The organism is Streptomyces sp. AC550_RSS872 (assembly GCF_019049285.1).
GTDB lineage: Bacteria > Actinomycetota > Actinomycetes > Streptomycetales > Streptomycetaceae > Streptomyces.
The window spans coordinates 1-24,592 of the sequence record NZ_JAGMUL010000028.1 but is presented as its reverse complement, the minus strand read 5'-3'; the positions used below and the strand labels follow the sequence as shown (position 1 = coordinate 24,592).

Below are 24,592 nucleotides of genomic sequence, written 5' to 3'. Positions count from 1 at the left end.
GATCGATGGTCCCCGCAGACGTCCCACTGGGAGAGGTAATGGCAAGGCAACGAAATCTGGCGGCTTCACTGGGCGCCTGGAGCGCCCGGCACCGCAAGACCGCACTTTTCGGATGGCTCTTCGCCGTCATCGCGCTCACGGTCCTCGGCGGTCTGGCGGGCCAGAAGAGCCTGACGGAAGCCGACTACGGCACGGGGGAGTCGGGCCGCGCCGCCCGCGTCCTCGTCGACGCCGGCATCAAGACCCCGGCGCCCGAGATGGTCCTCGTCCACAGCGGTGAACTGACCGCCGACGACCCCGCGTTCAAGAAGGCCGTCGCCGACGCGATCACCGCCGTGGACGGCACCGGACTCGCGCAGAGCATCGGTGACCCGTACAACACGGGCGCGGTCTCCGAGGACAAGCACGATGCCCTCGTCCAGTTCGCCGTCAAGGGCGACCCGGACACGGCCGCCGACCGCATCCAGCCGCTCGTCGACGCGCTGGCGAAGGCGGACGAGGCCCACACGGGCGTCACGCTCGGCCAGTACGGCGCCGCGAGCGGTCTCAAGGGCATCAACGACTCGCTCGGTGAGGACTTCACGCGCGCCGAGTTCACCGCCGTACCCGTCGCGCTCGGCATCCTGCTCGTCGTGTTCGGCGCGCTCCTGTCCGCCGTACTGCCGCTGATCCTCGCGATCACCGCGTGTGTGGCCGCCATGGGCCTGCTCGCGCTCTCCAGCCAGCTGGTCCCGGTCGACTCGATGACCAGCTCGGTGCTGCTCCTGATGGGCCTCGCCGTCGGCGTCGACTACTGCCTCTTCTACATCCGCCGCGAGCGCGAGGAGCGCGCCGCGGGCCGCGACAAGGAGACCGCGCTGCGGATCGCAGCCGCGACCTCGGGCCGCTCGGTGCTCATCTCCGGTCTGACCGTGGCCGTCGCCATGGCCGGCATGTTCCTGTCCGGCCTCACGGTGTTCGAGGGCTTCGCCATCGCCACCATCGAGGTCGTCCTGATCGCGGTGCTCGGCTCCATGACAGTGCTGCCCGCCGTGATGGCGATGCTGGGCGACAGGATCGAGGCCGGCCGGATTCCGGGCCTGCGCCGCAAGGCGCGCGTACGCACCATGGGCGAGAAGCCGGGCAGGCTGCTCGGCGCGGTCCTCAAGGCGCCCGCCCTGTTCGCGGTACTCGGGGTCGCCTTCCTGCTGGCCCTGGCCGCGCCCGCGCTGTCCATGAAGACCGAGAAGCTCGGCTTCGACCAGCTGCTGCCCGCCGACAACGTCACCGCGCAGACCGCCCAGCGGATCGAGAAGGTCTTCCCCGGCGCACCCGCACCCGCCCAGATCGTCTTCAAGACCGGCGACGTCGGCTCGGCCGAAGCCACCGGCGCCATCGACGAGTTCAAGAAGCAGGCCCTGGCCTCCGGCCACGTCAAGAACCCCATCGAGGTGACCGTCCACAAGGACGAGAACATCGCGGTGATCAACGCACCGCTCGCCGGCGACGGCCGCAACGCCACCTCGGTCCGCGCCCTCCAGCAGCTGCGTGACGACATCATCCCGGCCACGTTGAAGCAGGACGCCGCGAACCAGGCACCGGTCGGCGGCGACCTCGCCTTCTCGACCGACTACAACGACCAGCTGAAGTCGTCGATCGTGCCCGTCTTCGCCTTCGTGATGGGCATCAGCTTCCTGCTCATGCTGCTCTGCTTCCGCTCCCCGGTGATCGCGATCACCTCGATCGTCCTCAACCTCCTTTCGGTCGCGGCCGCTTACGGCGTGATGACCGCGGTCTTCCAGAAGGGCTGGGGCGACGAACTGGTCGGCACGACGGCCGTCGGCGCGGTCGAGTCCTGGATGCCGCTGTTCGTCTTCGTGGTCCTGTTCGGCCTGTCCATGGACTACCACGTCTTCGTGGTCTCCCGGATCCGCGAGGCCTACGACCAGGGCGTCGACAACCGCGCGGCCGTCGCCCACGGCATCCGCTCCACCGCCGGGGTCGTCACCAGCGCCGGCCTGATCATGGTCGCGGTCTTCGCGGTCTTCGGCACGCTGTCCATGCAGGACTTCAAGCAGCTGGGCGTGGGCCTTGCCGTGGCGGTCCTGCTCGACGCCACCCTCGTACGCGCGGTGCTGCTGCCCGCCGTGATGGCCCTGCTCGGCCGCTCCAACTGGTGGCTGCCCGGCTGGCTGAAGTGGCTGCCGCAGCTCTCGCACGGCGAGGAGCAGCCGGCTCCGGCCCCCGCGCGGGAGCACACCGTCCCCGCTGCGGCCGACCCCACGCTCGCACGCCGCTGAACGGCGCGAAGCCGCCGCCCCCGTATCCGCTCACACGACCTCAAGGACCTCTTTCCATGTACGAGTTCAGCGTCATCGGCGGCAAGACCGCACGGGAGATCATCGGAGCCGGTCGGCAGGACATCGTCGACGTCGTCCGCGACACCTACCTCGCGCACCACGCGGGCGACTCGGTGAACCCCGACAGCTACTTCCTGCGCTTCCCCGAGAAGCCCGACGCCCGCATCATCGCGCTCCCCGCGCACCTGGGTGCCGGCGCGGACGTCTCCGGCATCAAGTGGATCAGCAGCTTCCCGGCGAACATCGAGCGCGGCATCCCGCGTGCGTCGGCCGCCCTGCTGCTCAACGACTACGAGACGGGCTACCCCTTCGCCTGCCTGGAGGCCTCGCAGATCAGCGCCGCCCGTACGGCCGCGTCCGCGGTGCTCGCCGCGGAGCAGCTGACCGGCGGGCGCACCGCCGGCAAGCTGACCGTCGTGGGCGCGGGCATCATCGCCCGCAACATCCTGGAGTTCTTCAAGTCCCGTGACTGGCAGGTCGGTTCGGTGACGGTGCACGACAAGAACGAGGAGTACGGCTCCGCGCTCGCCACCCACACCACCACCGCGCTCGGCTACCCGGCCGGCACGGAGTCCGGCCTCGCCGCGGCCGTCGACGGCGCCGACGTGGTGGTCCTCGCGACGACCGCCGCCGAGCCGTACATCCTCGACCCGGGGGCCTTCGCTCCCGGCCAGGTCGTCCTCAACATCTCGCTGCGGGACATCGGCCCGGAGCTGATCGCGGGCGCGTACAACATCCTCGACGACGTCGAGCACTGCATGAAGGCCAACACCTCGCCGCACCTCGCCGAGCAGAAGTACGGCGACCGGCACTTCGTCACCGGCACGCTCGCCCAGTTCATCAGGGGAGAGGTGACCACCGGCGGCGACAAGCCGGTGATCTTCTCGCCGTTCGGCCTCGGCGTCCTCGACCTCGCGGTCGGGCTGCATGTCTTCCGCACGGCACGGGCGTCGGGCGAGGCCGTGGAGATCGCGGACTTCTTCGGCGAGACCACGCGCTGGTAACCCCCGCCCATCCGCATGCAGAAGGGCCCGGACAGGACACTCTCCTGCCCGGGCCCTTCCGTCCGACGAAGGAGCCACCGTGCTACCCCACGAGCCGGTACGAGGCGCACACCCCGAGGAACACCAGCGCGGCCAGCGTGCTGCACGTGTAGTGCAGCCGGCCGGACACCCGCCACCACCGCCGCCGCCAGGCGAGGAACGCGCACACGACCATCGCGCACGTGGTGGCCAGCGCGACACCGGTCAGCGCGGGCACGGCGGTCAGGAGGGCCGAATCGCCCACGATGATCGTGCGGTTGAGGGCGTTGGGATCGGCGGACAGCAGCAGGAAACACACCGTCGCCGCGGTGATCAGCGCCCCGGACGTCCACAGGAGCAGCTTGGCGGCGCGCGCCCCCGCGGGCGCACCCGGCGAGCGGCGGCGTACGACCGCGAGCACCGGCAGCGCGAGCACCGTCAGGGCGAGGACCGCGAGCGAACCGAGCAGCGCCTGCTGGTGCAGGGTCGGGGACAGGTACCAGGGCAGCCGCTCGTACGCGACGGAGGCGTCGGACGCGCTCACGAGCCGGCCGCCGTCGAAGGCGATACGGTCCTGGCCGCCCTTCTCCTGGAAGAGACCCGGGCTCAGCTGCACCCAGTGCCGCTCGGCGGCGTCCGGGTCGCGCGAAAGCCCGGTCGTGGTCAGCGTCGCGCCCTCGCCGGCGCTCACCCGTACCGAACCGATGAGAGCGCTGACCCGGGTCAGCTCCGAGGAACTGGTGCGCGTGGAGCGGTAGTCACCCTCGTACCGTGCGACATCCGCGAGCGACGTCGAGCGCTGCACGGTGGCGGGCCTTCCGAAGTGGCCGGCGAGCCGGTCGGCCACCTCCTGGCCCGCGTAGGCGGCGCGCCCGTTCTCGCCGTCGCCGTTGTAGACGACGTACACCGCGGCGTCCCGCTCGGGCAGCAGCGCCAGATTGCCGTGGAAGCCGGGCAGATCGCCGTCCTTGACCAGCATCCGCTGCCCGCCGCGGCCGCGCTCCTCGAGGATGTACCCGAGGCCGGGCAGCCGCTCGTCGTTGCCGAACTGGCGCTTCTGCAAGGCCCCGTTGGAGCGCGCGGTCAGGATCGGACCGCCGTCCTCATCGAGCAGGGCGCGCAGCAGCTTCCCCATGTCGGCCGCCGTGGTCACGGCGCCCGCGCCGGTCGGCGACCAGTCGCCGTACTGCCCGTTCTGCACCTGCTGCCCGGCGCCGTCCGGCCGGTGGCCCCGCGCGAGACCTGCCGCGACCGCGGGGGCGTGCGGCTGCGCGAAGCTCGTCCGGTCCATGCCGAGCGGCCGTACGATCGAACGGTCCACGTACGTGGCGAACGGCGTGCCCGTCACCGTCTCGACCAGGTAACCGGCAAGCGCCACACCGTAGTTGTCGTAGCTCGCGACCTCGCCCGGCGGCCGGACCCGGCGCGGCTGGTGCGCGGCGAGGCTCTCGCCGAGGGGGCGGACGTCCTCGGGGCGGGTGGCGGCCCGCCCGATGATGTTGTTGTCGAAGCCCGCCGTGTGCGTCAGGAGATCGCGTACGGTCACCGGGTGGCCCGGATAACTGTCCCTGATCTTGAACGACTTGAGGTAGCGGTTGACGTCGGACCGCAGGTCGAGCCGCCCCTGCTCGACCTGCTGCAGGACCGCGACCGCCGTGAACAGCTTGGCGTCGGAGGCCATGAAGAACCCGGTGCGCTCCGGGTCCACGGGTGTCTTCGCGGCGGTGTCCGCGACTCCGTACCCCTTGGTGAGCACCGGCCGGCCGCCCTCGACCACGACCACGGAGGCGCCGGGGATCCGGTGGTCGGCGAGCTGCCTGCGGACGAGGGAGTCGATCTCCTCGGACAGGGTGGTGGTGCCCGCTGCGGAGGAGGAACCGGTGTCCGCCTGAGCGATCCCGCCGCCCACCGGAAGCAGGGGCAGCAGCACGCAGAGCGGAAGAAGCAGGAGCCGCAGCCGCAGCTGCCGTCGCTGTCGCAGTCGCAGTCGCATCGTCATGGATCAAGTCAAGCCGGGACGATGCGGTGGGAAAAGGCACCTCGGTGGCGTCCGGAGGGGGACCTAGGTACACCACCGCACACGGGACACATATCCCGTGTGCGCCGGCCGCAGGCCGAGAAGAATCGGGGCAGCACCACGGCAGCGTGCCGTGCGCAGAGGGGAATGGGACGACCGTGAACATCCAGATCATCCGCACCGGTATCCGCTCCATCGGCAGGGGGCTGCCCGTCCTGGGCCTCGCCATCGCGGAGCTGGTCCTGTTCTGCCTCTTCGTGACGGCGGTCTCGCTGCTCGGCATCGGCCTCGGCGTGCTGCTCGTGCCCGCGCTCGCCGTCGCCGTACGGGCGGTCGTGAACACCTCCCGCAGGACGGCGGGGCACTGGTCCGGCAGCCCGGTCCCCGAGCCGTATCTGCCGGAGCCCGCCGCGGCCCCCGGCCTCAAGGGGCAGATGCGGCGCACACACTGGGTGATCCGCGACCCCGCGACCTGGCGTGACCTCGCCTGGATGCTGGTCAACCCGGTGGCCGGCGTGGTGCTCGCCCTGATGCCGTTCGCGCTGGCCGTCGGCGGACTCGGCGGCATGCTGATGCCCGCGATCTACCGGCCGATCGCCGACGCGGGCGAGAACTACTACTTGTGGGTCGAGATCAGCGACCTGATCTCCGCCTGGTACGCCGCCGCCCTCGGCTTCGTGTGCCTCCTCGGCGGCCTCGCCGTGGCGCCCGCGGCGCTGCGCGCCCACGCCGCCCTGGCCCGTACGCTGCTCGCCCCCACCAGCACCACCGAGCGCGTGCGCCGCCTGACCGACAGCCGCAGCGACGCCGTCAACAGCTCGGCCGCCGAACTGCGCCGTATCGAAAGGGACTTGCACGACGGAGCGCAGGCCCGGCTCGTCGCCCTCGGCATGAACCTGGGCGTCGCCGAGCAGCTGCTCGCCAAGGACCCCGAGGCCGTAGCCGCCATCCTGGCCGACACCCGCAAGGCCTCCGCCGCCGCGCTCACCGAACTGCGCGACCTCGTCCGCGGCATCCACCCGCCGGTGCTCGCCGACCGCGGCCTCGCGGACGCGGTGCGCGCCCTCGCCATGGACAGCCCGCTCGACGTCACCGTCCAGGCCGACCTGCCCGGCCGCCCCGAGGCGCCCGTGGAGTCCGCGATGTACTTCGCGGTCGCCGAGGCCCTCACCAACGCCGCCAAGCACGCCGCGCCCGACACCGTGAGCATCGACCTCTGGTACGAGGGCGGCGCGCTGCGCGGCCAGGTCATCGACGACGGCCGGGGCGGCGCCGACCCCTCGCGCGGCACCGGGCTGCGCGGCATAGAGCGCCGGCTCGCCGCCTTCGACGGGGTCCTGGCCGTGAACAGCAAGGAAGGTACGGGAACCACCCTCACCATGGAGCTGCCGTGCGCGTTGTCCTAGCCGAAGACCTGTTCCTGCTGCGGGACGGCCTCGTCCGCCTCCTCCAGTCGTACGACTTCGAGGTGGTCGCCGCCGTGGACAACGGGCCCGGACTCCTCGAGGCCCTGCTCGCCCACAAGCCGGACGTCGCCGTCGTCGACGTCCGGCTCCCGCCGACGTTCACGGACGAGGGCCTGCAGGCCGCGCTCGAGGCCCGCCGCCAGGTGCCGGGCCTGCCGGTCCTCGTCCTGTCGCAGTACGTGGAGCAGCTCTACGCCCGCGAACTCCTCGCCGACGGCAGCGGAGGCATCGGCTATCTGCTCAAGGACCGGGTGTTCGACCCCGACGGCTTCGTGGACGCGGTACGCCGCGTCGCCGCCGGCGGCACGGCGATGGACCCCGACGTCGTCGCCAAACTCTTCGCCAAGGACTCCCACCGCGACGGCCCGCTCTCGCGCCTCACGCCCCGCGAACGCGAGGTCCTCGCGCTGATGGCCGAGGGCCGCTCGAACGCCGCCATCGCGCAGGACCTGGTGATCACCGAACGCGCCGTCATCAAGCACACATCCAACATCTTCACCAAGCTCGACCTCCCGGTCTCCGAAGCCGACAACCGGCGGGTCCTGGCGGTGCTGACGTATCTGGGCTGAGGTGGTCTGCGCCTGCCGACCGGCAACTGGCCCGAACCGGCGCCGCGTACGCGGGCGAAGTGCTGCACACCAGGTCGGCGAAGTGGCTCACCGACAGGGTCCCGCCGGCTCAGGCAGCCGAAGTGGCTCACCGACAGGGTCCCGCCGGCTCAGGCAGCCGAAGTGGCTCACCGACGGATCCCGCCGGCTCAGGCAGGCGACCGGGCCCCGCCGCTTCCGCTCGCAGCCGTCTGCGGCGGCTCCGCCAGAACCGCCTCGCGCATGGCGCGCGCCGGACTGACCACGGAGGGGATCGACGCGGTCCTGGGAATCGGGGAGTGAGCGGCCCCGGCCCTCTGCGCCCGGCCCGCCCGACGCTGCGCTGCCTGCGTGAGGATCTGGGCATCGAGGTGCCGCCGGTCACGGCGCCGCTGGACGAGATCGACCACCCGGTGCCGGCCAAGCCGTCCGAGCAGTTCGTGGACGAGGACGCCAAGCACGAACGCATTCGGTCCGTGGACGACCATGTGCTGTTCAAGGCCAAGGTGCAGCGGTGGCGCGGCGCGGTATGGCTGGACGCCGGCCTGCCGTGGCTGGTCGCGGCGGGTCGGCGCGAGGACGGTGCGGGCGGACGACGGCCACGAGACCTACCTCGCCGTCCGGATCACCGGTTCCGTCCGGAGTACGCCCTGCCTGAGCGGGACCTGCTCCCGGCCGAACAGGCGTGGTCCAACCTCATGGACCCACGCGCGGCCGCCCCGGTGCTGGACGACGAGGAGGGGTAGCCAGGTGTCCGTCGGCGCGAACTGCAACCCCGATGTCGGGGGTGGCCGCGATCGTGGGCAGGCAAGGCGCTTGGTCTCACAGCGATGCGCACCCGGACATCAAAGACCCCCTCACGCGTTTCCGCAGGGAGAGGGTGTGTGCGCCCCCGGCAGGACTCGAACCTGCGGCCAAGCGCTTAGAAGGCGCCTGCTCTATCCACTGAGCTACGGGGGCCGGTTGTGGTGGCCTCGGTCGTGGTGCCCTGGTGGGGCTGACCCGTGACGATGCCGGAGACAAGGATAGGGCTCCCGCATCCGTGTCCCTGCTGCTTCGCCTCCGTGGCTCGATGTGGAGGTTCGGTGAAGCGGTCCTGATAATCGCAGGCAGGTACGAATCGTGCACCGCTTTTGGCCTCTCGCGCACCGGGTGTTGTGCACTCGTTATGCCCGGACTGTGCCTGTGTCCCAGTCGTCCCTTCCATCCCTTGTGTCCCGTCGGCGCGCAGACATGCTCATATGCTTCAGAATTCCCCTAAAATTGGGCATTCTTCGCATGTGGTGACCTTGGACGTACGGCCTCAGCTGCTCGACGCACTTTCCGCCCTGCGCGACCGTGTCGCGGCTGCACGCTTCCCGCTGCCCCTGGCGGGGGCGCCACGCGCGCGTGCCAACCGTGACGAACTGCTCGCGCAGCTCGACGACTATTTGGTGCCCCGCTTGAAGGAGCCCGAAGCGCCCTTGCTGGCCGTGGTGGGAGGATCCACCGGCGCCGGCAAGTCGACGCTCGTCAACTCCCTCGTGGGCCGGCGCGTGACCGAGGCGGGCGTGCTGCGGCCGACGACGCGAAACCCCGTGCTGGTCTGCCATCCCGAGGATCATCACTGGTTCAGCGGGATGCGCGTCCTGCCCGACCTCACGCGCGTGTGGGTGACCGAACACGATCCGGCGGACGAGCTGATGCTGTCCGCCGAGGACTCCGCGCGCGTACTGCGGGTCGAGACCGCCGACACGCTGCCGTGCGGCCTCGCCCTCCTCGACGCGCCCGACATCGACTCCCTGATCGCCGACAACCGCGTCCTCGCCGCGCAACTGATCTGCGCGGCCGACATCTGGGTGATGGTGACCACGGCCGCGCGCTACGCCGACGCCGTCCCCTGGCATCTGCTGCGCACCGCCAAGGAGTACGACGCCACCCTGGTGACCGTTCTGGACCGGGTCCCCCACCAGGTCGTGTCCGAGGTGTCCCGGCAGTACGGGGCGCTCCTCACCAAGGCCGGCCTCGGCGACGTACCCCGCTTCACCGTGCCCGAACTGCCCGAGTCGGCCTGGGGCGGCGGGCTGTTGCCGGCCACGGCGGTGGCGCCGTTGCGCACCTGGCTCAGTCAGCAGGCCCAGGACCCGGGGGCGCGGGAGCACGCCGTCGCCCGTACGGCCCACGGCCTCCTCGACTCCCTCAAGGTCCGCATGCCCGAGCTCGCCAACGCCGCCGCCGCCCAGTACGCGGCGGCACTGCGGCTCACCGGCGCCGTGGACAGTGCGTACGACAGCGAGTACGCGCGCGTGCGGAGCCGGCTGCAAGCCGGTGCCGTGCTCGCCGGGGACGCGCTGAAACGCTGGCGCGCCTTCCCCCTCGACAGCACCGCCGGCGAGCTTCTCGACTCGCTGGTGGAGAGCCTCAGCACCCTCCTGTTGTGTGCCGTCACCGCCGCGGACGAGCGCGTCGACGACGCCTGGCGGCGCGAACCGGCCGCCGCCGCCCCCGAACTGACGGGCCGTGATCCACGGCCGGCGAGCGTCGAGCACCGCATTGGCGTGGCCGTACGGCGCTGGCGCAGGGAACTCGAGGAATACGCCGAGGACGAGGTCAGCGTCCTCGACCGCAGCGTCGCCCCGGACTCCGAGGTCGTCACCGCACTCGTCGCCACCGCGCTGCTGGGCGGACGCCGGGCGCGGTCCGCGGGCGAGGGGCTCGCCGAGCGGATCGGGGCGCACGGGGCGCTGCGGCTGCGCGACCGGGCCGGGCGACTGCTCACCGAACACCTGGACCGGGTCATGCACAGCGAGCGCGAGCGACGGCTCGCCCCGCTCGACGCCCTGGAGGTCCACCCCGAACCCCAGGCCGAACTCATCGCCGCGCTGTCCGTACTGCAGAAGGAGAGGTGACCGGTGACTGCCGTCACTGACCAGGACCACACGGAACACGCCGATCAGCAGGAGGACGGCGCCACCAAGGGCGACGAACGCGAGCACCACGTCCCGGTGAGCGCACCCCCTGCGGACGGCGCTTCCGAGAACGGCTCCCCCCTGGCGGGCGACCGCGCGGAGGGAGAGCCCGGCGAGGGCGAGGAATCCGCAGCGGCCGAGGAGCCGGAGATGCGCAAGCTCTGGAGGAAGCTGGCGAAACAGGAGTGCCGCGCGGGCGACGACCACGCGCGCGTGGAGGACCGGGAGAACGACGACACGCCCGCGCGCGTGGACGTCCCCGACTCCGGTGGCCGTGAGGGCGGCGACGTACAGGCGCGTGTCGCTGTCCCTGAGCCCGGGGGCCGTAGGGGCGCCTCTGATTCCAACGGCGGCCGTACGGGCGGGGACGCGCCCGCGCGTGAGGGCGACCGCCACTCGGGGGGCCGTAAGGGTGACGACACCGCCCGACGTAGGGAATCTCCCGCTCGTACGGAATCCCCCGCTCGTACGGACTCCTCCACCGGTGCGGATTCCCCCACCGGTACCGAATCCGCGTCCCCCTGGGACGACGGGCTGATCGCACGGAGGGTGAATGAAACCGCTGCTCCGGAGCAACCCGCCATCGTGGAGCCGCGCGCTTCCGGGGCGCAGGTCGTGACGCCGCTCGCGTACGACGGCGCGCTGCGGTCCCGGCTCGACGCGCTGCGTGAACTGGTCGGGCTCTCGCGCACCAGGCTCGACAACAGGACGCTCTCCGAGGCGGGCCGGGTGCTCGACGAGGCGGCTGCCCGGCGCAGGCTGTCCGGGCAGCACACCGTCGTCGCCATCGCGGGCGCCACGGGCAGCGGCAAGTCGCAGCTGTTCAACGCGCTTGCCGGAGTGACCATCTCGGAGACGGGCGTACGGCGGCCGACGACCGCCTCGCCCCTCGCGTGCAGCTGGAGCGACGGCGCGGTCGGCCTCATCGACCGGCTCGGCATCCCGCCACGGCTGCGCCGGCGGCCCGCGCAGAACGCGGCCGCGGACGGGCAGCTGCGCGGGCTCGTCCTGGTCGACCTGCCCGACCACGACTCGGCGGCCGTACAGCACCGCGAGCAGGTCGACCGCGTCCTGGCGCTCGTCGACGCGGTCATCTGGGTCGTCGATCCCGAGAAGTACGCCGACGCCGTGCTGCACGAGCGCTATCTGCGGCCCATGGCCGGGCACGCCGAGATCATGTTCGTCGTCCTCAACCAGATCGACCGGCTGCCCGGCGAGGCCACCGACCAGGTCCTCGACGATCTGCGGCGACTGCTCGACGAGGACGGCATCGCGCTGGGCGAGCACGGCGAACCGGGCGCCGTCGTGCTCGCGCTGTCCGCGCTCACCGGGGACGGCGTCGGCGATCTGAGGGAGGCGCTCGGCCAGTTCGTGGCGGAGCGCGGGGCGGCCGCGCGCCGGATCTCGGCCGACGTGGACGCCGCCGGGTGGAAGCTGCGGCCGGTGTACGCGGCGCGGCGGCGGACCGGGCTCAGCGAGGAGGCGCGGGACGAGTTCTCCGCCAGGCTCGCGGACGCCATCGGCGCCACCGCCGCGGGCGAGGCCGCCGAGCGGGCCTGGCTGCGCAACGCCAACCGCGCGTGCGGGACTCCGTGGCTACGGCTGTGGCGCTGGTACCAGGACCGGGGCGAACCCCCGACGGGGCGCCTGTCCCTGCGGACCCAGACGGACGAGGAGGCCACCGCGCGGCAGCGCGTCGAACAGGCCGTGCGGACGGTCGCCGACGAGGCGTCGGCGGGGCTGCCCACACCGTGGGCGCAGGCGGTGCGCGAGGCGGCCGTACGGGGTGCCCAGGGGCTGCCCGAGGCGCTGGACGAGCTGGCCGCCCGGGCCGGACTGCCGCCCGGGCGGCCGCCGCGTCCCGGCTGGTGGCCGGCGGCCGTCCTGGTCCAGGCGTCCATGACGATCCTTCAGGTCATCGGCGGGCTCTGGCTGGTGGGCCAGATCGTCGGGGTCATGGCGCCCAACCTCGGTGTGCCGGTGCTGCTGATGGTGGCCGGCATCGCCGGCGGTCCGCTGGTCGAGTGGGGCTGCCGGATGGCGGCCCGAGGGCCCGCCAGACGGTACGGCCTGGACGCGGAACGCCGGTTGCGGGAGGCGGCGGCCGGCTGCGGACGGGCCCGGGTGCTGGACCCTGTGGCGGCGGAGCTGCTGCGGTACCGGGAGGTCCGGGAGCAATACGGGCGGGTCATGGGGGTGGGGTCGGCGGCGCGGTGACCTTACGGCCAGGGGCCTGACCTGCGCCCCAGGGGCCTGACCTGTGACCCAGGGGCCTGACCTGTGCCCCAGGGGCCTGACCTGTGACCCAGGGACCTGACCTGCGCCCCAGGGGGCCCTGCGACGAGGGAGGCCGCCCGCGACGAGGGAGGCCGCCCGCGACGAGGGAGGCCGCCCGCGACCAGGGAGGCCGCCCGCGACCAGGGAGGCCGCCCGCGACCAGGGAGCCGATCTGGTCGGCGGAGCGTTGGTCACCCGTTCGAGTGGCGGAGATGTCCACAGGCGAGCGGTGGTCCACAGGGCTCAGCGGGCTCGGCCCGACGGAGGCAGTCTGGCTTCGCGGTGATCGCGACGGACGCGGTCGATCGCGATGACGGCGGCGCACCAGGGCCTACCTGGCTGCGCGGCCGTCATGCCGGACGCAGCCGTACGGGACGGGCCCGTACGCGTATCCGCCCGCCGGGAGCGGCCGGGCGAGGGAGGGGTTCGAGATGAACGAGACGATCATCTGCGCGGTGGGCAACGTGGCGACGCAGCCGGTGTACCGGGAGCTGGCGACGGGGCCGTCCGCGCGCTTCCGGCTGGCGGTGACCTCGCGCTATCTGGATCGCGGGAAGAACGAGTGGACCGACGGACACACCAACTTCTTCACGGTGTGGGCCAATCGGCAGCTCGCGACGAACACCGCCGGCTCGCTGAACGTGGGCGATCCCGTCGTGGTGCAGGGCAGGCTGAAGGTGCGCTCGGACGTGCGCGAGGGGCAGAGCTGGACCTCGGCCGACATCGACGCGACGGCGATCGGCCACGACCTCGCCCGCGGCACCTCGGCGTTCCGGCGCGCCCCGAGGCCGGAGGCGGGAGCCATCGCCGCTTCACCCGCGCAACCCGAACCCGACTGGGAGACACCACCCGCGGAGGCGGACGCGGGCGCCGACGTCCAACAAGCCCAGGAACCCATGGCGGTGACGTGACGTCAGTCACCTGACAGGGCTGACCGAACTGCGGCTTATCGGCGAATGCGCTCCGAACGACCCCGGTGGATTTGTCGATAAGCCCTGCTCGCAAGGGATCTTGGCGATAACGATTCCGAGTCGGATCGGCCCTCCGACGGGATCCCAGGGAAGCGTGGTGCGTCGCGTACCTAGGATGCCGGACGTAGCTCTCGGGGCTTCTGATTCTGCTGGTGGGACCGTTCCCCCCATGTCAACGGGTCCTGCTCGAAGGGGAATTCTGTGTTTGCTGCGTTCTCTGCGCTGTCGGTTCACAGGCGGCGAAAGGTGGCCCGTGTCGCCGCCGCGTCCCTGGTGTCCGGGCTCGCCGCCGCCTCGGTGTTGTCCGGCGCCGGCCCGGCCGCGGCCGACGAGGCGGCGTGGGGTCAGGGCGGGGCGACGGCCACCATAGGCGGCCTGAAGACTCACGGTGCCGCGGTCGTCCACGCCGACTCCGGCGACCAGGAGATCTCGGCAGGCCTGTTCGAGATGTCCGTCGACGGCGGCGGCATGCTGCAGACGTACTGCGTGGACATCCACAACCCCACGCAGCGCGACGCCAATTACCACGAGACGCCCTGGAGCGGCACCTCGCTGGGGGCCAACAAGGACGCGGGCAGGATCCGCTGGATCCTCCAGAACTCCTATCCCCAGGTGAACGACCTCGCGGCGCTCGCCGGCAAGGCGGGCGTCAAGGGGGGCCTCACCGAGCAGGACGCGGCGGCCGGCACCCAGGTGGCCATCTGGCGCTACTCGGACGGGGTGGACGTCGATGCCGTCGACCCGCAGGCCGAGCAACTCGCCGACTATCTGGAGAAGAACGCGCGCAGCGTGGCGGAGCCCCAGGCCTCGCTCACGCTCGACCCGCCCGCGGTCTCCGGCCACCCCGGCGAGCGGCTCGGACCGGTGACGGTGCACACCAACGCGGGCAGCGCGACGGTGACGCCGCCCGCGGACGCCGCCACCAGCGGAGTGCGGATCGTCGACAAGGACGGTGGGGCCGTCACGTCCGCCGCGGACGGCAGCCAGGTCTTCTTCGAGGTGCCCGAGGACGCCGCGGACGGCCAGGCGGAGCTGACCGTGCAGGCGTCGACGACGGTGCCGGTGGGCCGTGCCTTCGCCGCCGAGAGCCGCAGCCAGACGCAGATCCTGGCCGGCTCCAGCGAGTCGACCGTCTCGGCGACGGCGACCGCGACCTGGGCCAAGAGCGGTGCGATACCCGCGCTGTCGGCGGCGGAGAACTGCGCCAAGGGCGGCGTCGACATCACCGCGGCCAACGAGGGCACCGAGTCGTTCAACTTCGAGCTGCTCGGGGTCGACTACAGCGTCCCCGCGGGCGAGTCGCAGACGGTGACGATCCCTCTGCAAGAGGACCAGGCCTACGACTTCACCATCGAGGGGCCGGGCGGTTTCAAGAAGCGGTTCACCGGCGTGCTGGACTGCAAGACGCAGGTGAGTGAGGCCGACGAGGCGGGCGACGCCACCCAGACGCTCAGCGAACCGAGCCCCGCCACGGTCGGCACGGGGTCCGACGACACCAACCTCGCCGCGACCGGTGGCTCCACCATGACCCCCCTGATCGCGGGCATCGCCATCGGCCTGGTCGTGATCGGCGGCGCGGCGCTGGTCGTCGTACGGAAGAAGCAGTTGCCGACGCAGGACTGAGACCGGGGCTGACGCCAGACCAGGGGCCTGATCCAGTTCCGCGGATCAGGCCCCTGGTGTCGGACCGTGCGTCACGGTCCGTACTCCACCGGCAATACGGCATGGGACGCGGCGAGAGGCCGCGCTCCGAGCTTGACCTACCAGGCGCTGTTGTCGCAGCCCATGGTCGAGCCGATGTGGGTGGCCTGCGCGCCCGGGTCGCCCTCGCCGTTGAGCGCGCTGCCCAGCGCACCGTTGAGGATGCCGACCTGGCCGAGGACGTCGACGTTCAGGTCGTGCGACTTGCAGTTGGAGCTCTGCAGGACGCTGACCTTGTCCCCGCCCTTGCCACCGTGACCGTCGGCCGTGGCCGTCCCGGCGCCCAGGAGCCCGGCGGTGCCGATGGCCGCGACCACGACGGCAGCCTTGCGAAGCTTGTGCATGTCATCTCCGAAGGAGTGAGGTGGGTGCGATCCGTGAGAGATCGACTTCGTACAGTTACGAGAGGGTAATGTGAAAAATTCCTATATGTCCTGATGGCGCGCCGGGAATCATCGGCGTGTCACACACGAAACCCAGTTGGTGGGCCCCGCCCATCGGCAAGGGGTGCGGGGCCAGGTTCTACGGCGCGGGTTCGTAGATCAGGCCGGGGAGCACCTGGGGCCGCTCGATCGCTGCGACACTCAGTGGCAGGTCAGCTACCGGCGCGGTCGGCGAACGTCCAGGTCATGGGCGCTCACCCATACTGGTTTCCCCCCAGGGGTGGCGATCCGGCAAGATGGGGTGTATCTGCCCACTGCCTGATTTCAAGCTGCCGGACGGTTTCTCTTGGCTGAGTACATCTACACCATGCGCAAGACGCGCAAGGCAATCGGCGACAAGGTCATCCTTGACGACGTCTCGCTGAACTTCCTGCCCGGCGCGAAGATCGGTGTGGTCGGCCCGAACGGTGCCGGTAAGTCGACCATTCTGAAGATCATGGCGGGGCTGGAGCAGCCGTCGAACGGCGATGCCTTCCTGTCGCCGGGGTACACCGTCGGCATCCTGCTCCAGGAGCCGCCCCTGAACGAGGACAAGACCGTCCTGGAGAACGTCCAGGAGGGCGTCGCCGAGGTCAAGGGCAAGCTCGACCGGTTCAACGAGATCGCCGAGCTGATGGCGACCGACTACTCCGACGCGCTGCTCGACGAGATGGGCAAGCTCCAGGAGGAGCTCGACCATGCGAATGCATGGGATCTCGACGCTCAGCTCGAGCAGGCCATGGACGCGCTCGGGTGCCCGCCCGGCGACTGGGCCGTCACCAACCTCTCCGGTGGTGAGAAGCGGCGTGTGGCGCTGTGCAAGCTGCTGCTCGAAGCCCCCGACCTGCTGCTTCTCGACGAGCCCACCAACCACCTCGACGCCGAGTCGGTGAACTGGCTGGAGCAGCACCTCGCCAAGTACGAGGGCACCATCGTGGCCGTGACCCACGACCGGTACTTCCTCGACAACGTCGCCGGCTGGATCTGCGAGGTCGACCGCGGCCGCCTCCACGGCTACGAGGGCAACTACTCCAAGTACCTCGAGACCAAGCAGACCCGTCTCAAGGTCGAGGGCCAGAAGGACGCCAAGCGCGCCAAGCGGCTCAAGGAAGAGCTGGAGTGGGTGCGGTCGAACGCCAAGGGGCGGCAGGCCAAGTCCAAGGCCCGTCTCGCCCGCTACGAGGAGATGGCGGCCGAGGCCGACAAGATGCGGAAGCTGGACTTCGAGGAGATCCAGATCCCGCCGGGCCCGCGTCTGGGCAACATCGTCGTCGAGGTCTCCAACCTCACCAAGGGCTTCGGCGACAAGGTCCTCATCGACGACCTCAGCTTCACGCTGCCGCGCAACGGCATCGTGGGCGTCATCGGCCCCAACGGCGCCGGCAAGACCACCCTCTTCAAGATGATCCAGGGTCTGGAGACCCCGGACTCCGGCGACATCAAGGTCGGCGAGACCGTCAAGATCTCGTACGTCGACCAGAGCCGCGCGAACATCGACCCGAAGAAGACCCTCTGGGCCGTGGTCAGCGACGAGCTCGACTACATCAACGTCGGTCAGGTCGAGATGCCGTCGCGGGCCTACGTATCCGCGTTCGGCTTCAAGGGCCCCGACCAGCAGAAGCCGGCCGGTGTCCTCTCCGGTGGTGAGCGCAACCGTCTCAACCTCGCGCTCACCCTCAAGCAGGGCGGCAACCTGCTGCTCCTCGACGAGCCGACCAACGACCTCGACGTCGAGACGCTCGGCTCCCTGGAGAACGCGCTGCTCGAGTTCCCCGGCGCGGCCGTGGTCGTCTCCCACGACCGCTGGTTCCTCGACCGGGTCGCCACGCACATCCTCGCCTACGAGGGCGAGTCCAAGTGGTTCTGGTTCGAGGGCAACTTCGAGTCCTACGAGAAGAACAAGATCGAGCGGCTCGGTCCGGACGCCGCCCGTCCGCACCGTGCCACCTACAAGAAGCTGACCCGGGGCTGATCGATCTTGCGCCACATCTACCGCTGCCCACTGCGCTGGGCGGACATGGACGCGTACGGCCACGTCAACAACGTGGTCTTCCTCCGCTACCTGGAGGAAGCCCGTATCGACTTCCTGTTCCGTCCCGAGAAGGACTTCAAGCAGGGGTCCGTGGTGGCGCGCCACGAGATCGACTACAAGCGGCAGCTCGTCCACCGGCACCACCCGGTGGACATCGAGCTGTGGATCAGTGAGATAAGGGCCGCGTCCTTCACCATCACCTACGAGGTGAAGGACGACGACCTGGTCTATGTCCGGGCCTCGACGGTGGTCGTGCCGTTCGACTTCGAGGCGGCACGGCCGCGTCGGCTCACCGCGGAGGAGAAGGAGTTCCTCCGGGAGTACATGGACGACGTGGCCGACGGAGCCGACGAGGAGAAGGCCGTCGCCGCATGACGGTGCTCCACCTCGCCGACGAGGGGGAGGCGGCGGACCTCGCGGCCTTCCTCTCCCGACTGCTCCACTACGACCGTGGTGCCGCGGTGCGCCTTCAGGCGGCCGGCACCGCACTCGCCGTCTTCGGGCGGCCGCCGTCCTTCGAGGTGCTGGCGATCCGCGCCGTACGGCTGGCGAAGCCGTACGAGAACGGGCTCGACGTCACACTGGACGTGACCGTCTCCGCGGGTGAACTGCTGGAGTCCGTCGACGAGTCGGCGGCCACCGCCCTCGTACCCGAAGCCGTGACCGGGCCGCCATGGGCCGGGGTGCTCCCGCCGCGCGGCGGCTGGCAGCCGGTGCCGGGGCTGCCCGCGCCCGACGCCCTGCGGGCGATGGTCGGCGTCGGGATCGCCGAATTCCGGTCCCGTACAGAGGAGTTGGCGCCCGAGCGGCGTACCCGGGCCGAACTCGACCGGATCGGGCGCGAGATCTGGTCCCGGGCCGTCGGAGACACCCACCTGCCCGTGCGGGCCGTGCACGCCGCCCAGTCACTGGGATTCCTGCGGGGCGGCGGGGAGCCGGCGCTGCTCTCGTGCGGCGCGTGGCTGCGGCTGCGCACGCCGTACGGGTCGATCGCGGTACGGCGGGCGGGGCTCGGCGCCCTGGACGTCAGCATCCGCTGACCGCCGGGATCACACCGGCCGGCTCAGCCCGCCGTGTTCACCATCGACGCCGCCGCGTACGTCAGGTAGTTCCACAGCGTCCGCTCGTGCTCCTCGGAGAGGCCGAGCTCGTCGACGGCGTCCCGCATGTGCTTCAGCCAGGCGTCGTGGGCCGCGCGGTCCACGGTGAACGGGGCGTGGCGCATCCGCAGCCGGGGGTGGCCGCGGTTCTCGCTGTACGTCGTCGGGCCGCCCCAGTACTGGATCAGGAACAGGGTGAGGCGCTCCTCGGCCGGGCCCAGGTCCTCCTCGGGGTACATGGGCTTGAGGATCGGGTCCTCGGCGACACCCTCGTAGAAACGGTGGACGAGGCGGCGGAAGGTCTCCTCCCCGCCGACCTGCTCGTAGAAGGTCTGCTCCTGAAGCGTGCCGCGCCGAATCTCATTCACCCGTCCATGGTCTCAGACGCGGCGGCCGAGGACTCCAGGCTTAGGACCAGTGCTCCGGGACCCCGCGATCCCCCGCACCGTCGGGATCAGCCGGATCGTCCGGCGAGGCGCTCGCCTCCCGTCGTCTCCCGCAGGACAGTGGACGTATGAGCGCGCACGCTCTCGACAGGGACCTGGACGACCTCGCCGCCTCGGCACGGGCCGCGCTGGTGCGGGAGATCGACCTGAGCGGGGCCTGGGCCGACGATCCCGTGTGGCGGGACGCCTTCGCCGCCGTGCCACGGCATCTGTTCGTGCCGTACTACTACGTGGGCGTCGTCGGCGGCTACGAGCGGCGCTGGGGCCAGAGCCCCGACCCGGCCGCGCGGGAGCGCTGGGTGCGCGGCGCCTACGCGGACACCCCGCTCGCCACCCGGCTGCGCGACGGCGAGCTGCTCTCCTCCAGCAGCCAGCCGTCCCTGATGGCGATGATGCTGGTCGCGCTGGAGGTGCGGGACGGCGACCGGGTCCTGGAGATCGGCGCCGGCACGGGCTACAACGCCGCACTGCTCGCCCACCGGCTCGGCGACGACGACCTCGTCACCACCGTCGACCTGGAGCCGGAGATCACCGAGTCCGCGCGGCGGCACCTGGAGGCGGCCGGGTACCACCCCGTCGTCGTCACGGGCGACGGCGCACGCGGTGTGCCCGAGCGCGCCCCCTTCGACCGCATCATCGCCACCTGCACCCTGCCGTCCATCCCGCGCCCCTGGCTCGCCCAGTGCCGTCCCGGCGCCCGCATCCTGACCCCGCTCGCCACCGGCCTGATCGCCCTCGTCGTCCGGGACGCCGAGCACGCCGAAGGACGCTTCCTGCACACGCCCGCCTACTTCGTGCCGCTGCGCGGCGGCACCCGGTCCGAACCGGAGGCCGTACAGGTGGGCGGCTTGCCGCGCCGGGCCAGGGAGCACGAACTGTTCCGCTTCCTGCTGGCCCTGACCCGCGGCAGCCTCGATCCGCAGGAGGCGTACGCGCTGTGGGAGCGCGAGGGGCAGCCGCAGCGTGAGCGATACGGGATCACGGTGCGCGGCGAGCACGAGTGGGCGTGGCTGGACGACCCCGAGGGGCCGTACGCGTGGCCGCTGCCCGGCTGAGACGCGGGAGGGGGCGGTCGTACGACACTTTCTCGCCGTACGACCGCCCCCTCCCGGTATCGCCCGGTATCGGGAGACCGACAGATCTAGCCGCGTCGGATCGTGATCGTCGTCCAGGCGCCCACGTGCACCCGGTCGCCGTCCTGAAGCGGCACCGGCACGAACGGCTGGATCGGCTCCTCGGAGCCGTTCACCGTGGTGCCGTTCGTCGAGTTCTGGTCGACGACCGCCCAGGTGCCGTCCGGCTGCTGGACCAGGACCGCGTGCTGGTGCGAGACGCCCGGGTCCTCCGGCGGCACCGACAGGTCGATGTCGGGGGTGTCGCCCGTGGAGTGGCGGCGACGGCCGATGGTGACCTGGTTGCCGTTGAGCGTGCGCTGCTGCTCGGGCGAGTACGCGGGCAGGTTCAGGCCCGCGGCCTCCGGGCCGGAGCGCTGCATCATCGCCATGAAGTACTCGCGGTCGGGGCCGATGGTCGCCATCCAGGTCAGCGGCTGTTGCTGCTGCTGCGGGAAGGCGGGGCCGGGCGGCGGCGGGGCCTGGGTGGCGCCGGGCTGCGGGTAGCCGTACCCGCCCTGCGCGGGGCCACCGGGACCGCCCGGGGCACCTCCGGGACCGCCCGGGGCACCGGGACCGGACGACGGCGGGGAGATCACCCAGTCGTCGTCACCGCCGCCGAAGGACGGGCCGCCCTGCTGCGGACGGTTCGTCTCCTGCGGGAAGGCGGGCGGAGCCGGCGGGCCGGCCGGAGCGCCCTGCATGAAGCCCTGCGGAAGGCCGCCGGTCGCACCGGGACCGCCGGGGGGTGTGGGGCCGGGCGGCGGCGGAACCGGACGGGAGGGGTCGCCGCCGAAGCCACCGGAGGGGCCGTTGCCTCCCGGACCGCCAGGGCCGCCGGGACCACCGTGACCGCCAGGGCTGGTGTTGCCCGGACCGCCGGGGCCGGGACCGAAACCGCCCTGGCTGCCGGGGCCCCCAGGGCCACCGGGGTTGCCTGGGCCGGGACCGAAAGCGCCCGGTCCGCCGGGAGCGCCGTGCCCGCCAGGGCCTCCCGGACCCTGAGGCTCGCCGCCGAACGGCGGGATCGGTTCGGCCGGGCGGTTCACCTGGGACGGACGCGAGCTCTGGTAGTCGTACGAGTCACCGCCGCCGTACGACGGACCGGGGCCCGGCGGCTGCTGGAACGGGCCGCCCGGGCCCGGGCCGGGGGCCGGCTGGCGCGGGGCGGCGGGGGTGTACGAGGTCGCCGTGTTGGTCAGGAAGTTCCACCGGCACTCCTCGCAGAACGGCGCACCGCCCTCACGGGGCGTACGGCACTGCGGGCAGAGCTGCGGCTCCGGAACGGCGGACGCGGGCGGCGGGCCGCCCGGCTGGCCGGCGTTCGGGCCGCCGAACGGACCGCCGGGGCCGGGGCCCGGACCGGGGCCACCGGGGCCGCCGGGCGGCGGGAAGCCGTAGCCGCCACCGGGCGGGGGCGGTGGTGGCGGGGGCGGAGGAACGGCACCGGCCATGCGGTGACCGCAGACCTCGCACCAGTCGTCGGAACCCGACTGGTGTCCGTTCGGGCAGGTCGGCATGTCGGCGCTTCCCCCTCTCCTTTCCGGCCGCTTCGACCGGATTTCTCCAACCCCCAGGGGGTCAGGCTCGCTGCTTTTCAGGGTCTTGCTAGGGCACTACTGGGCACTGCCAAGGCACTACTCGGTCACTTCTTTACACGAACAGTCTTTGTCGACCGTGTCTCGAGAGTCATCTCGTCGGCCTCCGCGACCTTCGCCTTCAGTCGCACAGTACCCGTCGCGGCATCGACCACGTCCACCACCTTCGCAAGGAGTTTCGCCGTATCCGCGTTTCCGGAGGCGCTGGCGAGCTGAACCGCACGGCCCAGTTTGGCCGTTGCTCCATCGATATCGCCCGACTTGCGAAGATCAAGGCCTTGTTGGATGGCTTGTGCCAGTTCGGCCTGGCCGGTGTAGTGGGCTACCTGGGGGTTGATCGAGGTCGAGGCGACCATGTCCTCGGTCCATACGGCCCGCACGAGACCCTGCGCGCCGAGGTTGCGGGTGGTGCCGTCGGGCTGCGGGACGACCAGGGAGATGCGGGCGGCGAGCATCTCCTGGCCGAGGTTCGCGGCCGGAACCTCGATGCAGACGTGGTAGTCACGGGACTCGTCTCCCCAGGAGCCGGTGGGGTAGTCCCCGGCGCGCGGGCCGGCCTCGGTGCGGCGGTCGGTCAACTCCTCGACCGTGGGCGCGACCTGCTTGACGAACCTGATGGTGGTGCCCACCGGCGTCCACACCCGCAGGGCGACGTCCGCGACCTCCTTGCCCATCGCCGTCTCCATCATCTGCGTGAAGTCGGCGGCGAGACCGGCCGGGTCGGCGACGATGTCGGCGCTGCCGAGCAGGGCGGAGGCGATTGCTGTGACTTCTTTCACTTCCCAGTCGGTACCCACGCCGCGTGCGTCACAGGTGAACCGTCCGGCACAGGCGTCGAGTGCGGCCCTGAGGTCCTGGGGCGACTCGTGCTCGTTGCGGCCGTCGGTGAGCAAAATGCCGTGCCGGATCGCCACGTCGTCGGAGGACAGCAGACGGTCGGCGAGGCGCAGCCAGGTGCCGATGGCGGTGCCGCCGCCCGCGCCGAGCCGGCGCAACGCCTGCTTGGCCTGCTCGCGGGTGGAGGCGTCGGCCACGGCCAGACGGCCGCCGCCGGGATAGACCTCCTTGGCCACGTGTGTTCCGCCGACCACCGCGAAGCGCACGCCGTCGCGCAGCGTGTCGATCGCGGCGGCCGTGGCGTCGCGGGCGTTGCGCATCTTGGTCGGCGGGTAGTCCATCGAGCCCGAGCAGTCGACCATGACCGCCACGGCCGCGGACGGGCCCTGGCCCGGCGCGTACAGGTGGGGCGCGGCGACCGCGCTGCCGATCGTGCCGCCGCCGGTCGAGGTCACCGTGACGATCGCGTTGACCTCGCGGCCGCCCTCCGGCAGGTACTCGTTCTGGTACACGTCCACCGAGAACTGCGGCACGCTTGGTTTCGAGAAATTGGCCATGCGTTCTCAAATCCCCCTAAAACACCCCGTGGTGGGGCAATGGCTGTCGACGGACCGGTCCCCTCCGGTCCGCTGAGGCCGTCCCCGCGATGCGGCCTCAGGCCGATCCTGCCCCCATCGGCGGTGCCGGGAACGGCAGGACGGCCACTGTTACGTTGTCGTGGCCCCCGCCGTCGAGCGCGTGACCGACGAGGACCTGCGCGCTGTGCAGGGGGCGTACGGCCGCGTCGAGCGGCACGACGTCGGCCATGTCCTCGGCCGCCTCCGCGTAGTTCCACAGCCCGTCCGTGCACACCACGACCACACCCGGGCGGTCCGGCTTGAAGGACGCGGTGTGCGGCTCCAGTTCGTAGGCGTCCGCGCCGAGCCAGCCCGTGATGGCGTGGGCGCGCTCGTCGGCGTACGCCTCGGCCTCGTTCATCAGGCCCGCGGCGACCATCTGCGCCGCCCAGGAGTCGTCCTCGGTGAGCCGGGCCGGGGGAGTGCTGCGGTCCACCGGGACCCAGTAGGCGCGGCTGTCGCCGACCCAGCCGACGACCAGCAGGCCCGCGGTGACCACGGCACCGACGAAGGTGCAGGCCGGGGCGTTCTGGTGGGGGCCCTGCTCGCGGATCGTGGCCGGCTCGCCCGCCAGGGCGTTGACCGCGTTCGAGGCGGCGATGATCGCGTCGTGCATGGCCTGCTGGGGGTGCGCGCCGCGCGGCAGGGCGGCCAGCAGCGACTCGCTCGCGGCCCGGGAGGCGGCCATCGAGGCGTCGTCGGGGCGGGTCGCCGAGGACACGCCGTCGCAGACGATCGCCAGGACCGCGGGCCGGCCGTCGGGCAGCGTGGTGCTGCCGACGGCGAACGCGTCCTCGTTGCGATGGTGGCGCAGCCCGCGGTCGCTGACGGCGGCGACCGGACCCGCGTCCTGCTCCATGTGGTCGCGCTCGCGCGGCTGGGCGTGCCCGCAGTTCTCGCAGTACCCGTCGTGGTCGACGCGGCCCGCACGGCACGCCACGCACACCTTGGTGCCCTCCGGCGGGGTCGGCGGGGCGGCGGGGGCCACGCGCGGGTCGGGCGCCTGAAGGGTGAACTCGTCGGGCAGCGCGTACGCGTCGGGCTGCGGCGGACGGTCGAAACGGACGCCGGAGGCCGGGGAGGCCGGGGAGGCGGGGGAG

19 protein-coding genes and 1 tRNA gene are annotated in these 24,592 nt (G+C 71.7%); 13 read left to right on the top strand and 7 right to left on the bottom strand.

Features of this window, described 5'->3' with window-relative positions:
* The first annotated feature begins 38 nt into the window (after positions 1-38).
* Both KUM44_RS14085 and sbnB read left to right on the top strand, forming a co-directional pair.
* Entirely contained in the window at positions 39-2,279 is a 2,241-nt protein-coding gene (locus KUM44_RS14085; protein ID WP_217208195.1) for an MMPL family transporter, read from the top strand.
* Positions 2,280-2,335: 56 nt separating this feature from the next.
* Positions 2,336-3,343 (top strand): 2,3-diaminopropionate biosynthesis protein SbnB, encoded by a 1,008-nt coding sequence (sbnB, locus tag KUM44_RS14080; protein ID WP_217208194.1) that lies wholly within the window; start codon positions 2,336-2,338, stop codon positions 3,341-3,343.
* Positions 3,344-3,425: 82 nt separating this feature from the next.
* On the opposite strand, the gene KUM44_RS14075 is transcribed toward sbnB, so the two are convergent.
* The gene (locus KUM44_RS14075) at positions 3,426-5,360 is read right to left on the bottom strand and encodes a serine hydrolase (protein WP_217208193.1); all 1,935 of its coding nucleotides are present in this window, start codon (positions 5,358-5,360) and stop codon (positions 3,426-3,428) included.
* Between the two features lie 176 nt (positions 5,361-5,536).
* On the opposite strand from KUM44_RS14075, the gene KUM44_RS14070 reads away from it, so the two are divergent.
* The 3 genes from KUM44_RS14070 to KUM44_RS14060 all read left to right on the top strand — a co-directional run bounded on the left by KUM44_RS14070 (position 5,537) and on the right by KUM44_RS14060 (position 8,177).
* A complete protein-coding gene (locus KUM44_RS14070) occupies positions 5,537-6,784 on the top strand; it encodes a sensor histidine kinase (protein ID WP_308402608.1) in 1,248 nt (415 codons plus the stop codon).
* On the top strand, positions 6,769-7,413 hold the full coding sequence (locus tag KUM44_RS14065; RefSeq protein ID WP_217208192.1) for a response regulator transcription factor: 645 nt from the start codon (positions 6,769-6,771) through the stop codon (positions 7,411-7,413). Before KUM44_RS14070 ends, KUM44_RS14065 begins: the two co-directional genes overlap by 16 nt.
* 317 nt (positions 7,414-7,730) lie before the next feature.
* Complete coding sequence (locus tag KUM44_RS14060; protein ID WP_308402607.1) at positions 7,731-8,177, top strand: hypothetical protein; 447 nt, start codon at positions 7,731-7,733, stop codon at positions 8,175-8,177.
* Positions 8,178-8,318: 141 nt separating this feature from the next.
* Here the strand turns inward: KUM44_RS14060 and KUM44_RS14055 are convergent.
* Positions 8,319-8,391 (bottom strand) — tRNA-Arg (locus KUM44_RS14055).
* A 320-nt stretch (positions 8,392-8,711) separates the two neighbouring features.
* On the opposite strand from KUM44_RS14055, the gene KUM44_RS14050 reads away from it, so the two are divergent.
* From KUM44_RS14050 to KUM44_RS14035, 4 genes are all read left to right on the top strand, one after another.
* A complete protein-coding gene (locus tag KUM44_RS14050; protein WP_217208191.1) occupies positions 8,712-10,319 on the top strand; it encodes a dynamin family protein in 1,608 nt (535 codons plus the stop codon).
* A gap of 3 nt (positions 10,320-10,322) precedes the next feature.
* Entirely contained in the window at positions 10,323-12,596 is a 2,274-nt protein-coding gene (locus KUM44_RS14045) for a YfjP family GTPase (protein ID WP_217208190.1), read from the top strand.
* A 491-nt stretch (positions 12,597-13,087) separates the two neighbouring features.
* Positions 13,088-13,567: a single-stranded DNA-binding protein gene (locus KUM44_RS14040; RefSeq protein WP_217208189.1), complete on the top strand. Its 480-nt coding sequence runs from the start codon at positions 13,088-13,090 to the stop codon at positions 13,565-13,567.
* 261 nt (positions 13,568-13,828) lie between these two features.
* A complete protein-coding gene (locus KUM44_RS14035) occupies positions 13,829-15,250 on the top strand; it encodes a Cys-Gln thioester bond-forming surface protein (protein ID WP_217208188.1) in 1,422 nt (473 codons plus the stop codon).
* Between the two features lie 137 nt (positions 15,251-15,387).
* Here the strand turns inward: KUM44_RS14035 and KUM44_RS14030 are convergent, their stop codons facing one another.
* Positions 15,388-15,672, bottom strand: coding sequence for a hypothetical protein (locus KUM44_RS14030; protein ID WP_217208187.1), 285 nt, complete (start codon positions 15,670-15,672; stop codon positions 15,388-15,390).
* Positions 15,673-16,057: 385 nt separating this feature from the next.
* Here KUM44_RS14030 and ettA point away from each other — a divergent pair, with 385 nt between their 5' ends.
* From ettA to KUM44_RS14015, 3 genes are read left to right on the top strand one after another with little or no spacing between them, the layout of a single operon-like run.
* Positions 16,058-17,722, top strand: a complete 1,665-nt coding sequence (gene ettA, locus KUM44_RS14025) for an energy-dependent translational throttle protein EttA (RefSeq protein ID WP_217208186.1) — start codon at positions 16,058-16,060, stop codon at positions 17,720-17,722.
* Between the two features lie 6 nt (positions 17,723-17,728).
* Positions 17,729-18,157, top strand: a complete 429-nt coding sequence (locus tag KUM44_RS14020; RefSeq protein ID WP_217208185.1) for a thioesterase family protein — start codon at positions 17,729-17,731, stop codon at positions 18,155-18,157.
* Entirely contained in the window at positions 18,154-18,822 is a 669-nt protein-coding gene (locus KUM44_RS14015; protein WP_217208184.1) for a hypothetical protein, read from the top strand. Before KUM44_RS14020 ends, KUM44_RS14015 begins: the two co-directional genes overlap by 4 nt.
* 23 nt (positions 18,823-18,845) lie before the next feature.
* On the opposite strand, the gene KUM44_RS14010 is transcribed toward KUM44_RS14015, so the two are convergent.
* Positions 18,846-19,250: a globin gene (locus KUM44_RS14010; protein WP_062720712.1), complete on the bottom strand. Its 405-nt coding sequence runs from the start codon at positions 19,248-19,250 to the stop codon at positions 18,846-18,848.
* 146 nt (positions 19,251-19,396) lie between these two features.
* Between KUM44_RS14010 and KUM44_RS14005 the strand changes: the two genes are divergently transcribed.
* Entirely contained in the window at positions 19,397-20,383 is a 987-nt protein-coding gene (locus KUM44_RS14005) for a methyltransferase domain-containing protein (RefSeq protein ID WP_217208183.1), read from the top strand.
* Between the two features lie 86 nt (positions 20,384-20,469).
* On the opposite strand, the gene KUM44_RS14000 is transcribed toward KUM44_RS14005, so the two are convergent.
* The 3 genes from KUM44_RS14000 to KUM44_RS13990 form a co-directional block, all read right to left on the bottom strand.
* On the bottom strand, positions 20,470-21,960 hold the full coding sequence (locus KUM44_RS14000; RefSeq protein ID WP_217208182.1) for an FHA domain-containing protein: 1,491 nt from the start codon (positions 21,958-21,960) through the stop codon (positions 20,470-20,472).
* A gap of 125 nt (positions 21,961-22,085) precedes the next feature.
* Positions 22,086-23,432 (bottom strand): VWA domain-containing protein, encoded by a 1,347-nt coding sequence (locus KUM44_RS13995; protein ID WP_217208181.1) that lies wholly within the window; start codon positions 23,430-23,432, stop codon positions 22,086-22,088.
* Between the two features lie 97 nt (positions 23,433-23,529).
* A partial coding sequence (locus KUM44_RS13990) for a PP2C family serine/threonine-protein phosphatase (RefSeq protein ID WP_217208180.1) occupies positions 23,530-24,592 on the bottom strand: 1,063 nt, incomplete at its 5' end.